This is a genomic window from Williamsia sp. (assembly GCF_036566845.1).
In the GTDB taxonomy this organism is placed as follows: Bacteria; Actinomycetota; Actinomycetes; order Mycobacteriales; family Mycobacteriaceae; genus Williamsia.
On sequence record NZ_DATCVM010000207.1, the window covers coordinates 1 to 16,335 of the forward strand.

A 16,335-nucleotide genomic window follows, 5' to 3' on the forward strand; every position below is an offset into this window, starting at 1 on the left:
CGCCACGGCCGGCAATCACTACGACGCGAACAGTCACTTCCTTGATCTCGTGACCCATCCTTGGGATGAAGATCAACGCGGCGCTGTCAACGTTATCGATTGGATCGGTGAGAATGCGGATGCCCCAGGCTATGAAGGCGAACTCGCGGGGCGCTCAGCGACCACCCTTGCAAACCTGTTGATCAACAACGAGGATTTGCTCAGCGGACGCATACCCGCGGATGACATTCCCGGAACCTATACCTCTCTCGGCCAGGTGAACCCACACCTCACCCAGTCGCTCGCTCTTTCCATGTCTCCGTATCTCGCCAACTTCGTCGATGCACCCGATTCGATGCTGGTGAACCAGCACGCTGGTCATATAGACGAGGTGAGCGAACTGTCGAAGTTGTTCAAAGTACTTGATTCGGACCCCATCTCTGCCGGAATCATGCATACGGCATCCACACAGTGGCAGAACAATCTCGCGTACCAATACGGCATGGACCCAGACATGACCGAAGCCGGATTTTCTGCTGGACAACTGAATCAAGCATCAACCGAGGGATTCGAAGATCAAATGAAAGTACTCGTTGACAACAAATACTGGGAAAATATCGTCGAGTACAACCTGAACTCCAGGGATTACGACACTGTTGCCGGATTACTAGGAAGTACGCCACTCATTCCCGTCAGCGTGGGCATCGGCACTGTTAGCCCCATTGTGAAATTTGAGATGTTCGACATCCCCAACGACCCTGCGACCCTCTCTGAGAATCAGTGGAATGACGTATACAAAGAGATTCAAAATACCAGCCAAAGCGACTCGATAGTACTCGACTACAGCGCAGCCGAAGGTTATCTGCACCGCAATCCGGAAGCGGCAAATGAGGCCTTCTCGTACAACCTTCCAGACGGACGAGAACTGTCCTATGTCGGCCCGGATGGGCGGATCGATTGGAATGCTGTAACAGAGAATCGGGGAACCTTTCAGAAGCTGATCGAGGAACTCGGCCTCAACAGTTGGGACGGCAGGTACGACGATGGGTTATCGGACAATGCGATCGATCAGACAATCATTCCTATCCCGAGTGACCCCGCACTCCCACCCAATCCCTAGTATCGCGGGTACGGTCGGCTTCGTTTGTCTGTGCCTCCTGACCAGTTCCTGCGCGTCACCAGCACCGCACCCAGGAGCCACGCCACCATCTGCCGACATCGGCTACCAACAGCCAGACATCATGCAGTACAACATCAACTGGTCGGCGGAGAACACACTCGACCTGATGTCTCCCGACGGCACATTTGTTCGAGCCTTTCGCGAATCGGCTGTCCTTGCTAACTACGCCGGCGGATCCGACTCGGCGTACCCAGGCTTCCAAGACGCCATCACTGCCACCATTGACCGTAGCTTTTACGACGCGGAGTGGCCATACCCACACGTATACGGAAACGAGTACAACCGGATCTTCGAATTCACAGAACTAGCAGCCGATAAAGTTCAGATCATTGCGTGCGCAGTTCAACCTCATTCCTTTCCAATGACTCCCATACCGAAGCCAGAAGTCCCAGGCAACGGCAATGTCACCGCTTATAGACTCATCTACCAACGTCAGGGAACTTCACCACCGAGCAATCAGCAGGGCAACCGAGAAGTCCCTTATGCATCAGTATTCGGAGATTGGAAAGCAATCGAATACGACAGCAATATCGATATTGACACGCCTGAGGCAGTCACACCCTGTTTGACTGCCAACTACAAATTCCACTACACGCATTCTCCAGAACCTGGCTGGCCCGAAAGCCCACAACCGCTCGCCTGAACGCTTGCCGGTCAATCTACTACCGCGTACCTCCCTGTCACGATCCGCGCGATGTTCGCCAGTGATTCCGAACCCTCGTCCCAGTACTTGCTGTGTGCGGCGGTGCTGATCCCTGGGCCATCGTCGGAGGTGAACACTCGAGCGCCGAAGCCGGCGTCGTGGGGATCAGGCCCCAGCACGATCTCGACGGAGTTGATCCAGTCATTGCTCGCGACAGTCGCCCACACTCGCTCGGAGTTCGGACGATCGTCACGACCGGTCAGGTTCAGGTCGTTCACGTCGTCGGGTCCACCGAGTCCGGGGCTGGCAACAAACACCAGGTCATCGACGTTCAGTTCACGGTCACCACTGGCGGCCTCGGCGGCGACTACGGTCCCGTAGCTGTGGCTGACGATGGTGTTGTGCGACGGAGTGGCGCCCTCATGGGTCGCGCGGAGCCCATCCTGCAGATCGACAAGTGGCTGTGCCCCTCGTGATGCCGGGGCGCCAGAGCCGGCAGCGCCGATGTCTGGTGGGGCGTCGTATCCGAACCAGGCGATCGCCGCGGTGTCTGTTGTTCCGCGGGGACTGGCGGCACGGACCATCCGGTCTGCACGATCGACTCCCCCACCCATCTTGCTGAGATTGGCCCCGGTCCCCGGCACATAGGTCACGACGTTGACGGCGGTGTCGGGATTGTTCACCGCAATCGCGCCGTGGCCCTGGGTATCGATCTGCATCAGGTAGCGCTTCTTCCCGTCCACCTCTTTCGAGAGTGCACTCTCCACAGCCCCCAGCGCGGCGAGATCACGTTCAGCCTGCGCTCGAACATCCTGCCCTGCAAAATCATTGGCGATCACGTCTCGGGCCTTGGTCTCCAGCTCGGCCAGATATCGGCGATTGAAGTGATCGCGGTCGGCAACCGGGATGCCATCCATGTTCCCGATGTCGCGATTGCTGTTCCACAGCGCCGCCTTCTCGGCCGACGTCAAACCGTCCCAGAACGTCTTGAGCAGATAGGGGTCGCTCGGCAGTTGACGTCTACCGTCGACAAGTTCTTGCACGGCGTCCCGCAGCGGAACCGGCGTGGTCGCCCGTTCCGCATTGCGCGCCAGTTCGCCGAGGGTTTTGGTGATCTGGACGGCCAGGGTCGAATCAGCTTGACCGGCGGCGGCGAGCGCTTCCATCAGCCACGTCTGGTGTCCACCGGCCTTTCGGTCGGCCAAGGCCCGGGCTGCGTCGATCGGCAGACTGGCCGGAATGTCTGTGGGATAGCCGGGTCGGGAGTCGGCCGGCGCCGTGACACCACCGTCGTCGGCCACCAGGTACCCGAGCCACGCGATGGAATTGGCGCGGTCGCGGGCCACCCGGCAGGAGTGAACGATATCGGGTCCGAGCCGGTTGATGTCGTCGGCGATGTCGAGGATGGTGATCGCCAGCCGGTTGCTCGCCTGCGCCTCGGCATCCGTTCGGGCCTGCGACGCTTCGGCCGCATCACCCTGCCAGCCCTGCATGGTGGTGGAAACAGCACGTGAGATGTCATTCATCGAGGCATCGAAGACGTCAACCGCGGAGTCGATCTCCACCGCGGTGTGGGTCAGCGCTTGGGCATGGGTCAGCCAGGTACGCACCTGCGGCACAGTCGGTTTGCTCATCGATCACAGCTTCAGCAAGCCGCTGATGGAATCTGCATACTGCTCATCGGTGATCCCGAACGTTGACCCGGCAAGCGCGTTCTTCTGTGCCAGCGCATCAACACGAGTTGCGACCGATGCGAGGGCGGACTCGATCTGTAGTTCCGCGGTGGCACAGACTGCGGCAACGTCAGACCCCGACAAGCCCCGCAGCAGATCCGAGAACGCGTTGTGGACATCTATCGCCCGGATGCCGCGCGCTGCAGCCCACAGATCTATCGCCAGCGTGACCAGCGCGTCTCGATCCGCCTTGACCACTGTTCCCATCAGACTCCCCCAATCCTCGATGAACGAGGTTGAGGCTATAGAGGCTTCATGATCGTCGACGACCGCTCGACCGCATCTGCGCCACGCTTGTGGACTGCGCGGCCCGGTGTTGACAACTTCTATGGCACGGCCGACTACCGGGTGGGCAGCTTCGCACCCATCTTCTCGCAGAACTTCTGGGTGGCTTTCATCGGCCGCAGCATCACGGTGAACTCATCGATGAGGTTGTCGGGCGTCTCGTGGATGAAGTCGCAGCCCTCGATGTCGAGGCCGTCGACCTTCGCCTTGAACACGAGCCCGGTGTAGCCGTCGAGCGGTGAGTTCAGTTCTCGGACATAGGTGAAGTCCTCGAAAGTGTCGAATGCCGCGCGCAGGATCATGTGGACGACATCACGCCCCTTGTAGGCGGTGAACGCAACCGGGCTGTTGAAGACAACGTGTTCGTCGAGCAACCCCGCGATGTCATCGATCCGGCGCTCTTCCACCGCCGCGCGGAATGCATGCATGGTCCAGTCCTCCTCTGACGCCGCCTAGAGCAGCAGCTTCTTCTGCACCTTACCCATGGCATTCCGAGGTAGTTCGGCAACTACGCGAATTTCCCTGGGCCGCTTGTGGTTCGAGAGCTCCGTGGCGACCAGGTCGATGAGCTGCGCCTCGTCGATGCCCTCCCCGACCACCACTGCGACGATGCGCTGCCCCAGGTCACCGTCGGGCACGCCGATCACCGCGACCTCACGCACGCTCGGGTGTCCGAGCAGAACGGTCTCGATCTCGCCGGCACCGACGCGGTAGCCACCCGATTTGATGAGATCGATCGATGCACGCCCGACGATTCGGTGCATGCCGTCGCGGTCGATGACGGCGACATCGCCGGTCGCGAACCAGCCGTCCTCGAGCCACGACTCCGCGGTCGCGTCAGGCCGGTTCAGGTACCCTTTCGCCACCATCGGACCACGAATCTGCAGGTCGCCGATGGATTCTCCGTCGTGCGGCACCTCGGCACCCCGGTCATCACGCAGCCGGGTTTCGACGCCGGCGATCGGCAGGCCAACCCAGCCCGGGCGCCGTTCACCGTCGAAGCGGGTGCTGATGGTGATGAGGGTTTCGGTCATGCCGTAGCGCTCGACGACCTCGTGACCGGTCAGTTCCTTGATCTTCTCGAACACCGGAACCGGCAACGGCGCACTCCCGGATACCAGCAATCGAGCCGACCCCAGCGCGCGGGCGGACTGCTCATCGGCGGCGATCCGCGTCCATACCGTCGGGACGCCGAAATACATGGTTCCGGCCGCCGCCGCATAGTTCTCGGGCGTCGGTTTCACCGTGTGCACCACGGCGCCGCCGACCCGCAACGGACCCAGGATCCCCAGGATCAGCCCGTGAACGTGGAACAGCGGAAGACCATGGACCAGAACATCATTGAACGTCCACCCCCAGGCCTCCGCGAGGGCATCGAGGCCGGCTGCGATGGACCGCCTGGACATCGGAACGCCCTTGGGCAGTCCGGTGGTGCCCGACGTGTACATCACAAGCGCCGTCGAATCCGGATGGGGTTCGGGATGACTGTGCCACGAACGCGCATACATCCGGACCGGGAGAACCTGCAGGCCACCGGTGTCCTCGGGCGCGGCGCCGAGCCAGGCCTGCGCAGCTGAGTCGGTGAGCATGTGTTGACGTTCGGTTGCACCGACATCCGGGGGAACCGGGACCACGGCCACACCCGCGATCAGCGCGCCGACCACAGCGACCACGGTTTGCGCGGTGGGCTGCGCCAGCACAGCGATGCACCTGGCACCGCGGATCCGTTCGGCGACAGAGGTGGCAGCACCGATGAGGTCACTGCGCGACAGGACGGTGTCGCCGACCGTGACAACTGCGGGTTCATCCGCCCGGTTGGTGAGGGAAGCCTGGTTCAACGACGGAAAGAGCATCACCCGACCACTTTGTCACATCGCAATGGCACGTCATCGATCTCGCTCGACCGGAACCACCGCGCATTGTCAGACCGTCCCGGCACACTGAGACGATGAATCCTCGCCCCGTCACGATCACCGTCACCGGTCACGCGGATCGGCAGTTCACGCCGAACCGGTGCACCATTGGGTTGTCGGTGCATTCCGACGGCAGTACCCGGGAGACCGCCTCTGAATCGGTGACAGCTGCAGTCATCGCCGTCACCGACCTGGTGAAGGCACTTCAGGAGCAACCTGAGTCACCTCTGCAGCGCTGGTCCCTCGACCAGGTACGTCACGACCGGTACCGGCCCTACCATCGAGAAGCCAAGAAACGCCCGTGGGTGTTCCGCTCGACGGCCTCGGTCCAGGCGACGTTCAGGGACTTCAGCGCGCTGGGCACCTTTGTCGATCAGGTCTCGGAGATCGACGAGGTCGAGGTCGGGCGGATCCACTGGTGGCTGACCCGCAAAGCCACCGCGAAACGGACCGCGCAAGTTCGCGATCTCGCGGTCCGCAACGCTCTCGAAAAGGCGCAGGGATACACCCAGGGTCTCGGCTACAGCGAGTTCACGGCGGTGGCGATCGCCGACCCCGGCATGCTCGGCGTGACGACGGGTGGCGCCCGCTACGACGAGCCGGTTGCCCGCGGCATCATGCCCATGCCCATGGCCGTCTCGGGAGCACCTGGCGGCGACTTCGAGGACCGACAGGTCATCGAACTCGAACCTGATCGGGTCATGATCTCGGCCTATGTAGAAGCACGATTCGAAGCGGTCAAGGACGCCCCCACGACTCAGATCTGATGGCATTCTGAACCGATGGACACCGCCGGGCCCTTCACAGTTGTCGAGAAGTCCATCGCTGACCTGCGTCTGGCCCTCGAGACGGGACAGATCACGTGCGTGGCGTTGGTTGAGCGGTACCTCGAACGCATCGATCACTACGACCACCACGGCATCCGGTTGAACGCGGTCCCGGTGATGAATCCGAACGCGCTCGATGAAGCCCGAGCGTCGGATCAACGGCGCGAGAGCGGCGGCTCGCTCGGGCCACTCGACGGCATTCCGTACACCGCGAAGGACAGCTACAAGGTTCGCGGTATGACCGTCGCGGCCGGTTCACCCGCGTTCCAGGATCTGATCGCCACCGACGACGCGTTTGCCATCGCCCAGTTGCGTGCCGGTGGTGCCATCTGTCTGGGGCTGACCACGATGCCACCGATGGCGGCCGGCGGCATGCAGCGCGGACTCTACGGCCGCGCCGAAAGTCCCTACAACGCAGACTTTCTCACTTCTTCGTTCGGATCCGGATCATCGAACGGGTCGGGTACCGCCACCGCGGCGAGCTTCGCGGCCTTTGGTCTCGGCGAAGAAACCTGGTCGTCGGGGCGCGCGCCGGCATCGCACAACGGGTTGGTCGCGTACACCCCGTCGCGAGGTGTCATCTCGATGCGCGGCAACTGGCCGCTGTACCCGACGATGGATGTTGTTGTCCCCCATACCCGCACTGTCGCCGACATGCTGGAGATCCTCGATGTCATCGTCGACGACGACACTCAGACGCGCGGGGACTTCTGGCGAATGCAGCAGGTGGCCACGGTGCCGCGCGCATCGGCGATCCGCCCGCCGAGCTACCCCGCACTCGCCGTCGCGGCCGCCGTGCAGGGCAAACGGCTTGCCGTCCCGCGGATGTACATCAACAAAGACCACGCGGGCAGCGACCCGGTGCGCACCCGGCAGTCGATCATCGACCGGTGGTGGGGCGCCCGCGCTGTGCTCGAGTCGCTGGGCGCAACGGTGGTGGAGACCGACTTCCCCGTCGTCGAGAACCACGAGGAAGACCGGCCCGGAGCCAAGAGCATGGTCACCCGCGGATTGGTTCCACCCGACTATTACGCCTGGGAGATGGGCGTTCTGATGACGTGGGGCTGGCAGGACTTCCTCGACGCCAACGGCGATCCGAACCTGTCGGCCCTGGCCGATGTCGACGGATCGCAGATCTTCCCGCCACCGGATGGCGCGCTACCAGACCGCTACGGCGTCGAGGACGAAGATTTCTCGATCACCGTCGAACGCGCCCAAGTGGGAGTGCCCTCACTCGAAGACCTCCCTGATCTCGACTGGTCACTCCAAGGGCTGGAAGCCACCAGGAAGCTGGACTTCGAGGACTGGATGCAATCCAATGCCATTGACGCCGTGGTATTTCCGGCACAATCGGACGTCGGGCCCGCCGACTCGGACGTCAATCCCGACTCCGCCGACATCGCCTGGGCCAACGGAGTCCGCTTCTCCAACGGCAATCTGGCGATCCGGCACTTCGGAATCCCGACCGTCACCGTCTCGATGGGGCTGATGACCGACACGAAAATGCCGATCGGTCTGACCTTCGCAGGCAAGGCGTACGCCGACAACCAACTGCTGTCGATGGCCGCCGCATTCGAGGCGGCGGCCGGCCCGAGACCGGTCCCGCCGCGCACACCCGAGCTGCCGTGAACATCTTCTCGCGCCGGTCGATCAGGCCGCCGTTTCCTCGACCAGTTCCAAGGTGTTGCCGTCAGGGTCGGTGATAATGGCCAGCCGCTTTCCGGGACCGATGTCCATCGGGCCCATCTGCACTCGGCCACCCGCGCCCGCGCCTCGCTCAATCAACGTCTCGAGTCCATCTGCGACATAGAAGGTGAGGTATCGCAGGCCGGTGGTGGCGAGAAAGGATCCGGTCGACTCGGCGTCCGACGGCTTCTGCTTCGGCACCATCAGTTTCAGTGTTGTGCCACCGCCGCGAAGCCGGTGCACCGTCCCTGACCCGGACGCGGTCACCTCGAGTCGTTCCATCTGGAACACCGTCACGTAGAAGTCGACCAGCGCATCGTCTGCACTCACGATCCCCACTTCGATCCGATCCAACATCCCCGCACTCCTGACAGTCGAATTGCGCCGGCGGACCACCAAGCACGAGGCAACACTTTCACAGGTGAAAACGATATTCTCGCGTGATCGGAATTTCGGCTCTGCTCCCCAGTCCCGCCCGAAATCTGCTTGACCCGCGCGACCAGTTGCTAGACCTTTGAGCCGAGAACACAGCGAAGGGAAGATCGTGGATGCGTTGAACCGCAAGAAGGAACGCCAGGGCGACCGTGCATTGCTCAACCAGATCCTCGACGAGGTGCATGTGGCAACGGTGTCCACGGTTGTCGACGGATTGCCGTGGTCGGTGCCGATGTTGATCGCGCGGCACGGCGACGCGATCCTGATGCACGGTTCCACCGGCGCCGGCGCGCTACGGCACATCGCGGCAGGTGCGCCGGTTGCGGTGTCGGCGTTCATCGTCGATGGTCTGGTGGTCGCCGACACCCTCTTCGACCACTCCATGAACTACCGATCGGCCGTGGTGCGCGGGACCGTCGAGAACTCCGACGTCGATCCGCGCGAGGCTCTCAACGTCGTCGGCGACAGCATCCTCCCGGGTCGCAGATCGGAAGTCCGACCGCACTCCGGCAAGGAAATCGCCGCAACGATCGTCTTGTCACTCCCGATTGTCGACGGCCAGTGGATCACCAAGCGACGCACCGGCGGCCCTGGTGGCGACACATCCGACGTCTGGACCGGGCACATCCCGATGCGCACCGTCTACGACGAACCGATCACCGAGACCGAAGGCCACATCCCGGAATCGGTGCGCCGCTTGAGCAGCTAGCCTCGCGGCGACCTAGAGCGCGCCGAGGGTTTCGGTCATCTGCTTCTGCGTCTCGTCTGCGAGTCGCTTGAAGACCAAGCCGAAAACGGGGTCGGACAGCTTTGCGACACCGTTGAAGACAACATGCGCGTGGTACGCCACCGTTGTCTTCGCCGGGCCCTGCGGGTGAATCGAGATGTCGTCGATACTGGTGGCCGTCTTGTTGACACCTTCGAGGGTGACCCGATCAGGGTCGTCGCGGGTGAGTTTGTACCTCAGCTGAGTCTTGATCCCAGCGATCTTCGAGGTGTTGTCCCACTCGGTGCCGAGCACAACCGGCCCGGTACCCACTTGCGTGCACTTCCTTGTTCCGGGGTCCCATTGCTCCGCATTGGCAAAGTCGCGTAGATAGGCGCGAACCTTGTCGACCGGCGCGTCGACCGTGAACGTGCGTTGTACGTTTACCATCCTTCAACGGTAGACGAACGATCGCGCTATAGCACCTGACCTGCGCAAACAGATCCGTCGGCGGTCAAACTCAGCCGACGGGTGGGCGAATCCGGTGGTCTCGAAGAACGGTGCGGCTGCCGATGCAGGGTCACGCGGATTCACATCCGCCGGTTCCTCGGGTCGGTGTTCTCGGCGATCCTGACGATCGAAAGGAAGAACTCGTAGATCACGCGGCTGAGGACAACGTAGATCAGCCAGAACAGCGGAACGACTACCAGCGCAACCAGGATCAGCAGAACTCCGACAGCTGCGCCGTCGTCTTCACCGAACGCCGCGAATCCCCCGATGAGGGCGACGAAGAAGTAGATCACGGCAACGATCGAGATCACCACAAGCCGGAGGGTGACGAACTGCGTGAACCTGGGACCTGGCTCGAATACGGGATTCGGTTGACTCTGATCACCTGTGGGGTTGGACTTGTGCGCACTACCTTCCGTACCTGCGGATTTCGACCTGTCCGGGAGTATCTGCCCAGCAGAGGTGATAGCAACCGAGTCTGAACGATTGAAATAGACGGGATTTCGAGTCCGCGCGCCTCCGCTCGTCACACCACGGCATCACCAATCCGGCGACGACGATCGGCGCGTCGTCGAGCCCGTTCGTCGATGTCGAGCGCGTTCAGGGTCGACAATTCTCCGGAGAGGCGGGATCCCAGCGCCGCCAGGAAGTCCTGCGCCTCGGGGTCCGATTCACTCAGCACCGCGTCGACGATGCCCGAGGAATGCAGGTCCGTCGCTCGAATACCCTGCTGTGCAGCAAGATCCGAAGCGTGGTCGGTGTCGCGATATACGATCAGGCTCGCACCCTCCGGTGGCAACGGTGACAGCCAGGAGTTTTCCATCGCAATCACCCGATCAGCGGGGAACAACGCCAACGCCGCGCCTCCGGCACCCTGTCCCAACAGCACCGAGATCGTCGGCACTGTCAACGCGGTCAATTCCGCGATGCAGTGGGCGATCTCGTTGGCCAGGCCACCCTCCTCGGCATCGGCCGACAGATCGGCACCCGGCGTGTCGATCACCGTCACCAGCGGAAGTCCCAGCCCCTGCGCCATCCTCATCCCTCGACGCGCCAGCCGCAGATCCGCCGGACCGATCAGCGCACCCGGTACCTGCCGATTCCGATCCTGGCCCACCACAACAGCCGTCTGGCCACCAAAACTGGCCAATGCCAGGATGATTCCACTTCTCGAGTCGGCCTCGCCGCCACCCGCCAACTCGATGGACGCGGCGGTCGAACGTTTCAACAGTTCGCTGACCCCGGGTCTGCCATCGGCCCGCGATGCCGTCACCACGTCCCAGGGAGCATTCTCCGAGACCGGCGCGCCGTCTTCCAGCGCCATCTCCGAATCGGCGTCGGACTCCCTGCCATCGAGCAGACCCACGATTCGGGACACCGCGTCGCCCAACGCATCCACCGCGACCACCAGGTCGATCAATCCGTGCGACCGCAGATTCTCCGAGACCTGGACGCCCTTCGGGAACTCTTCGCCGTAGAGCCCTTCGTAGACCCGGGGACCGAGAAAGCCGACCAGCGCACCGGGTTCGGCCAGGGTCACATGACCGAGCGATCCCCACGACGCGAACACGCCACCCGTGGTGGGGTGACGCAGATACACCAGATACGGCAGACGAGCCGCCTTGTGGTCCACGACGGCCGCGGTGATGTTCACCATCTGCAGAAATGCGGGGGTGCCCTCCTGCATCCGAGTACCGCCCGACGCCGGAAGTGCAAGTACAGCAAGCCTTTCGGACGTGGCACGCCGGATCGCACCGACCACGCGCCGCCCGGCCTCACGGCCGATCGAGCCGCCCAGGAACCCGAACTCGCTCACCACCACCGCGATGCGCTCACCGGACACCGTGGCTTCACCGCAGAGAACTGATTCGTCGAGGCCGGTTTTCTCTCGGGCACGAACGATGTCGGCGGCGTATTTCGGATCGTCGGGCAGCGCGGTCAGCTCGATGTCCCAGGGCTGCCAGCTGCCCTCGTCCACCAGCTTGGCCAGTAACTCGACAGCCGCCATCCGTTCGCGTCCACCCGTCGCATCGCTCACGCCCTCAACCGTAGTGGACCAAAGGCCGGCGACCGTCCGATCTTGGTGCGTTTTGGCGAGGCCGACCTGCGGAAACGCTCGCCAAAACCCACCAAGATCGGAGGTTCCGGGGTCAGAAGTACTGGGCGCCGCCGTCGACCGAAACATGCTCGGCGGTCATGAACGACGACTCGTCCGACGCCAGGAATGCCACGGCATTCGAGATCTCCTCGGGTTCGGCCACGTATTGGTTGAGGAACGGGGTACCCATCACGGCCAACCTCGGATTGGCGGCGTTGGTCTCCTCGATTCGCGCAACCATGTCACCCGACCCCATCGGCGTTGCCACAGCACCCGGGTGCACGCTGTTGACACGGATGTTGTGCGCGCCGAGTTCAGCCGCGAAGGCGCGGGTCATGCCGGTCACCGCGTGCTTGCTCGTGGTGTAGTGCACCATGAACGGCTGCACCTTCTTCCCGGCATAGGAGCTGATCAGGATGATCGATCCGCCGCCGCGCTCGACCAGCGCAGGCGCGGTGGCCATGACTGTGTTCCAGACACCGGTCACGTTGATGTCCATGTGGTCGGCGAACATCGCCGGAGTCGACTCGTCCCAAGTCGCCGGAATGCAGATGCCGGCATTGGCGACCACGATGTCAAGGCCGCCGAGCTGATTGACCGCCTCGGCCGCCAGAGCCTTCAGCGCATCCAGGTCCCGGACGTCGCCCTGCCTCAGAATTGCTTTACGACCTTCGGCCTCCACCAACGCAGTCGTCTCTGCCAGATCGGCCGGCGTTGCGGACTCGTACGGCACACCGGGTAGCGGCGCCGCCAGATCGAGACCGACTATGTCTGCTCCCTCACGCGCGAGCCGTACGGCGTGGGCACGTCCCTGGCCGCGCGCAACGCCGGTGATAAAAGCAACCTTGCTCTCCAGTCGTGACACGTGCACGCCTCTTCTCTCGTAGACAGTTCGCCGCACCGACTGTATGCCTCCGCAAGAAACGTGCACTTCAAGCTTGTTGCCCGCGCAATCCCACTACCATCAGGCAATGATCGATCACCTCGCGCTCCAGTCACCCGATGCCGCCGGTTGCGCGGCGTTCTACGTGAGCGTCTTCGCCCCACTCGGCGTTCACGAGGTGATGCGATTCGACCGCACCGACGGGCTGGTCATCGGCCTCGGCACGGGCGACTTCCCGGAACTCTGGTTCGGACCTCTGGTCGACCCTGGCACGCGTCCTGTGCACCTGGCGCTCACCGCGGCCGGCCGCGAAGCCGTCGACACCGTCCATGAACTGGCGATCGCAGCCGGCGCCGAGATCCTGCACGAGCCGCGGGTCTGGCCCGAATATCACCCCACGTACTACGGCGTCTTTCTCCGCGACCCCGACGGCAACAACGTCGAAGCCGTGAACCACGGGTTCTAGAGCGGCGCCCACCCCCATCACCCGCGTACCCCGCCCCGACGATTCCCGCGGTAGTTAATCTCCCGCTGATCGGAAGGGTTCCGCCGACCTCGTATCCAGCGGATGCTCACCGTATTCGCCTACCCACCCATACCTTTCGTACGAGCATCGGAGACCTTCCATGAGCAGCACCAACCGATCCGTCGCCATCATCGGGGCCGGTCAGACCGGCATCTCCGCGGCCGTCGGCTTCTTGAACGCCGGATTCGACGTCACCGTCTACAGCGACCGAGACCAGGCGGGCCTGTTCCGCGATGTGTCGGCCACCGGTACCGCGGTGACCTTCGGCCTTTCGCAGGAATCGGAGGCCGCATTGGGTGTGGACACCTTCGCCGGCCGCGCACCCCAGGTCACCGGGATCAGCGCCCGCACCATCACCGGCAGCGGCCACGACTACACCGAGCTCCTCGATTTCGACGCCGACTTCCCCGGATTCGAGGCCATCGGTGTCGACACGCGACTCAAGGTGGATGAGCGCATCACCCAGTTCCAGGACAAGGGCGGAACGTTCCTCGTCGAGGAGGTCGACCCGGACCGGCTCGACACCATCGCCGGCCAGCACGACCTGACCCTGGTCGCGACGGGCAAGGGAGGGCTCTCCACGCTGTTCTCGGTGGACGAGGCGCGGTCGCCGTACAAGAGCCCGCAGCGCAGTGTGCTGCTGCTGACTGTCGAAGGCCTCGACCACGGTCCGGACGTCTTCGCGCACCGCAGCGCGGCCGGCGGCAAGCATCAGGCCTTCAACTTCGCGGATCAGGGCGAAGGCTGGTGGGGCCCGTACCTGCACAAGGACGCCGGACCGTCATGGTCGTTCCTCGGATGGGCGCAGCCGGGCAGTGAATGGGAGCGGCGTTTCCAGTCGGTCACCGATGCCCACTCGGCACACAAGGTGGTCATCGACCTGCACCGCGAGTACTTCGACTGGGACCTGCCCGAAGTGCTGCGGACCCGGGTCATCGCGGAGGACCCGCACTCCTGGCTACAGGGCGCCGTCACGCCGACAGTCCGTAATGCACTGGGTCACACTGCAAGTGGGCATCGCATCACCGCTCTCGGCGATACCGCCGTGGCCTACGATCCCATCACCGGCCAGGGCGCACAGAGTGGATTCATCCAGGCCGCGGGGCTGGTCGCCGCGGCCAAGGACCACCAGGGCGAGTTCGACGACGTCTGGATCACCGAGACCTACAACAAGTTTTTGACAAGTCGGGTCGACGCCGCCAATCTGGCAACCCGAATCTTCCTGCGCGATCCGGTCTTCGCCGACTACGCATCGGTCCTGTTCCCTGCCGCCGCCACGAACCCGAAGTTCGGCGCCGCACTCTTCGGGCTGCTTTCTGATCCGTCGCCCGTCCTGTCGATCAACTCGGTTGATGACGCGAAGTCCCTCATCACCGCGGTGGCCGGTGAGGACGCCGATTCCATCCTGGCGAAGTTCGCTCCGGTCGGCCGGTTCTCACGATCTGAGCTCGACGCCCTGGCTTCCGCCATCTGACCTGCTCCAACCCAACGCTCCACCCGTGTCGGACGATCCACTCGTTCGTGCGCGGGTGGAGCGCCGGCGTTTGCCGTGGTGTCGATCTCCCACAGATCACCGCCGGCCACCGATAACCTCGGCACCATGGACTTCGACGATCAGCGCGCCGCGCTGGTGAACGCCGCGCATCGACTGGCCCGACGTCGCCTGGTGATCGGCACCGGTGGGAACCTCTCGATCCGGGTGGGTGACCGCGTGCTCGTGACACCCAGCGGTGCCGACCTCGAGTTCCTGACACCAGATCAACCGGTTGTCACCGACCTCGATGGCGCGGTGGTGGTAGACACCCAGTACCGGCCGACGTCCGAATTGCTCCTGCATTTGGACATCTATCGGTCGACCAACGCGACAGCCGTGGTTCATGCACACCCGGTCGCATCGATCGCCGTCGCCAATCTGGTCGACGAGCTACCGGCCGTGCACTACACCGCAGCACTCGTCGGCGGAGGGGTGCGAGTGGCACCTCACAAGATCTTCGGCACCCAGGAGCTGACGGACGCGGTGGCGCGAGCCCTCGCCGAGCGGACCGCAGCGCTGATGCGGAATCACGGATCGGTCGCGTATGGCGATTCGATCGAAATGGCCTGCGACCGAGTCGAACTTGTCGAATGGCTGGCGGAGATCTACTTGAAAACCGCTGCGGTGGGGCCTGGCGCCGTGTTGGATCAGGAACAACTCGTCGCAGTGGCGGTCGCTGCTGCTCAACGCGGCTACTCGCCGATCAGCAGGAGATGAGAATGCAGGTTGTGACGTTCGGAGCGCACGTGCTCGACGTGGTGGTCCATCCGGTCGAGGAGATCCCGCAAGGCCAGGGCGCGGTGCTGGTTCCCCACATCCGGATGGTGCCGGCGGGTCCCGCCGGCGGCACCGCGGTCACCCTGACCAAACTCGGTGCGGTGGTGTCGACCGTCGGAGCGATCGGTCACGACGACTCCGGGGATCTGCTGAACACACTTCTGAATCGATACGGTGTGGTCACCGAACATCTTGTGCGCGTGGATGATCAACCGACATCGATGAGCGTGCTGCCCATCCGCGCGAACGGAGATCGGCCGGCCCTCCACATGCCCGGCGCCAACCTCACCTACCCACTGGACCAGGTTCCCATCGACCTCCTCACCAGTGCCGACCACGTGCACATCGGCGCGCCCGAGTTGCTCAATCCGCCTGAGCTGGTGAAGGTTCTGGAAGCGATACACGCTGCCGGGACCACCATCTCGGCGGATATCCTCGCACCCGGCGATCCCGGAGTCCTCGCGTGGCTGAATCCGGTTCTGCCGCACCTGGACTACCTGCTGCCCAACGACGAACAGATCCTCGGATTCACCGGTGCCACCGATCTGGCCGTCGGGTGTCGAGCTCTGATCGACCTCGGCGTGGGATGCGTGGCCGCCACTGCGGGCGCCGACGGGGCC

At 63.4% G+C, this 16,335-nt stretch carries 17 protein-coding genes and 1 pseudogene; 9 read left to right on the forward strand and 9 right to left on the reverse strand.

Annotated elements, in window-relative coordinates:
• Positions 1–1,099: pseudogene (locus tag VIQ49_RS19755) on the forward strand (hypothetical protein); the annotation flags it as partial.
• A gap of 121 nt (positions 1,100–1,220) precedes the next feature.
• A complete protein-coding gene (locus VIQ49_RS19760) occupies positions 1,221–1,802 on the forward strand; it encodes a hypothetical protein (RefSeq protein ID WP_331887790.1) in 582 nt (193 codons plus the stop codon).
• Positions 1,803–1,813: 11 nt separating this feature from the next.
• Here the strand turns inward: VIQ49_RS19760 and VIQ49_RS19765 are convergent, their stop codons facing one another.
• The 4 genes from VIQ49_RS19765 to VIQ49_RS19780 form a co-directional block, all read right to left on the reverse strand.
• Complete coding sequence (locus VIQ49_RS19765; protein WP_331887792.1) at positions 1,814–3,436, reverse strand: alpha/beta hydrolase; 1,623 nt, start codon at positions 3,434–3,436, stop codon at positions 1,814–1,816.
• Between the two features lie 3 nt (positions 3,437–3,439).
• On the reverse strand, positions 3,440–3,742 hold the full coding sequence (locus VIQ49_RS19770; RefSeq protein ID WP_331887794.1) for a hypothetical protein: 303 nt from the start codon (positions 3,740–3,742) through the stop codon (positions 3,440–3,442).
• A gap of 134 nt (positions 3,743–3,876) precedes the next feature.
• The gene (locus tag VIQ49_RS19775) at positions 3,877–4,248 is read right to left on the reverse strand and encodes a nuclear transport factor 2 family protein (RefSeq protein ID WP_331887796.1); all 372 of its coding nucleotides are present in this window, start codon (positions 4,246–4,248) and stop codon (positions 3,877–3,879) included.
• 24 nt (positions 4,249–4,272) lie between these two features.
• Positions 4,273–5,673, reverse strand: coding sequence for an acyl-CoA synthetase (locus VIQ49_RS19780; RefSeq protein WP_331887820.1), 1,401 nt, complete (start codon positions 5,671–5,673; stop codon positions 4,273–4,275).
• Between the two features lie 95 nt (positions 5,674–5,768).
• On the opposite strand from VIQ49_RS19780, the gene VIQ49_RS19785 reads away from it, so the two are divergent.
• The gene (locus tag VIQ49_RS19785; RefSeq protein WP_331887798.1) at positions 5,769–6,500 is read left to right on the forward strand and encodes an SIMPL domain-containing protein; all 732 of its coding nucleotides are present in this window, start codon (positions 5,769–5,771) and stop codon (positions 6,498–6,500) included.
• Between the two features lie 15 nt (positions 6,501–6,515).
• Positions 6,516–8,189, forward strand: a complete 1,674-nt coding sequence (locus VIQ49_RS19790) for an amidase (protein WP_331887800.1) — start codon at positions 6,516–6,518, stop codon at positions 8,187–8,189.
• Between the two features lie 21 nt (positions 8,190–8,210).
• Here the strand turns inward: VIQ49_RS19790 and VIQ49_RS19795 are convergent, their stop codons facing one another.
• Positions 8,211–8,576, reverse strand: coding sequence for a VOC family protein (locus tag VIQ49_RS19795; protein WP_331887802.1), 366 nt, complete (start codon positions 8,574–8,576; stop codon positions 8,211–8,213).
• Positions 8,577–8,790: 214 nt separating this feature from the next.
• Between VIQ49_RS19795 and VIQ49_RS19800 the strand changes: the two genes are divergently transcribed.
• Positions 8,791–9,390 carry a pyridoxamine 5'-phosphate oxidase family protein gene (locus VIQ49_RS19800; RefSeq protein WP_331887804.1) on the forward strand — a complete coding sequence of 200 codons (600 nt, stop codon included), beginning with the start codon at positions 8,791–8,793 and terminating at the stop codon, positions 9,388–9,390.
• Between the two features lie 12 nt (positions 9,391–9,402).
• Here the strand turns inward: VIQ49_RS19800 and VIQ49_RS19805 are convergent, their stop codons facing one another.
• From VIQ49_RS19805 to VIQ49_RS19820, 4 genes are all read right to left on the reverse strand, one after another.
• Positions 9,403–9,837: an SRPBCC family protein gene (locus VIQ49_RS19805; RefSeq protein ID WP_331887806.1), complete on the reverse strand. Its 435-nt coding sequence runs from the start codon at positions 9,835–9,837 to the stop codon at positions 9,403–9,405.
• Between the two features lie 140 nt (positions 9,838–9,977).
• The gene (locus tag VIQ49_RS19810) at positions 9,978–10,427 is read right to left on the reverse strand and encodes a DUF4282 domain-containing protein (protein WP_331887808.1); all 450 of its coding nucleotides are present in this window, start codon (positions 10,425–10,427) and stop codon (positions 9,978–9,980) included.
• Positions 10,424–11,905 carry a carboxyl transferase domain-containing protein gene (locus VIQ49_RS19815; protein ID WP_331887822.1) on the reverse strand — a complete coding sequence of 494 codons (1,482 nt, stop codon included), beginning with the start codon at positions 11,903–11,905 and terminating at the stop codon, positions 10,424–10,426. The genes VIQ49_RS19810 and VIQ49_RS19815 overlap by 4 nt, the downstream gene beginning before the upstream one ends.
• Before the next feature lie 142 nt (positions 11,906–12,047).
• The gene (locus tag VIQ49_RS19820; protein ID WP_331887810.1) at positions 12,048–12,860 is read right to left on the reverse strand and encodes a mycofactocin-coupled SDR family oxidoreductase; all 813 of its coding nucleotides are present in this window, start codon (positions 12,858–12,860) and stop codon (positions 12,048–12,050) included.
• Between the two features lie 106 nt (positions 12,861–12,966).
• On the opposite strand from VIQ49_RS19820, the gene VIQ49_RS19825 reads away from it, so the two are divergent.
• From VIQ49_RS19825 to VIQ49_RS19840, 4 genes are all read left to right on the forward strand, one after another.
• Positions 12,967–13,344 carry a VOC family protein gene (locus VIQ49_RS19825; protein WP_331887812.1) on the forward strand — a complete coding sequence of 126 codons (378 nt, stop codon included), beginning with the start codon at positions 12,967–12,969 and terminating at the stop codon, positions 13,342–13,344.
• Between the two features lie 160 nt (positions 13,345–13,504).
• Positions 13,505–14,878, forward strand: a complete 1,374-nt coding sequence (locus VIQ49_RS19830) for a styrene monooxygenase/indole monooxygenase family protein (protein ID WP_331887814.1) — start codon at positions 13,505–13,507, stop codon at positions 14,876–14,878.
• 126 nt (positions 14,879–15,004) lie between these two features.
• Positions 15,005–15,655 carry a class II aldolase/adducin family protein gene (locus VIQ49_RS19835; protein WP_331887816.1) on the forward strand — a complete coding sequence of 217 codons (651 nt, stop codon included), beginning with the start codon at positions 15,005–15,007 and terminating at the stop codon, positions 15,653–15,655.
• A 2-nt stretch (positions 15,656–15,657) separates the two neighbouring features.
• The coding region (locus VIQ49_RS19840) for a carbohydrate kinase family protein (RefSeq protein ID WP_331887818.1) at positions 15,658–16,335 on the forward strand (678 nt) is incomplete at its 3' end.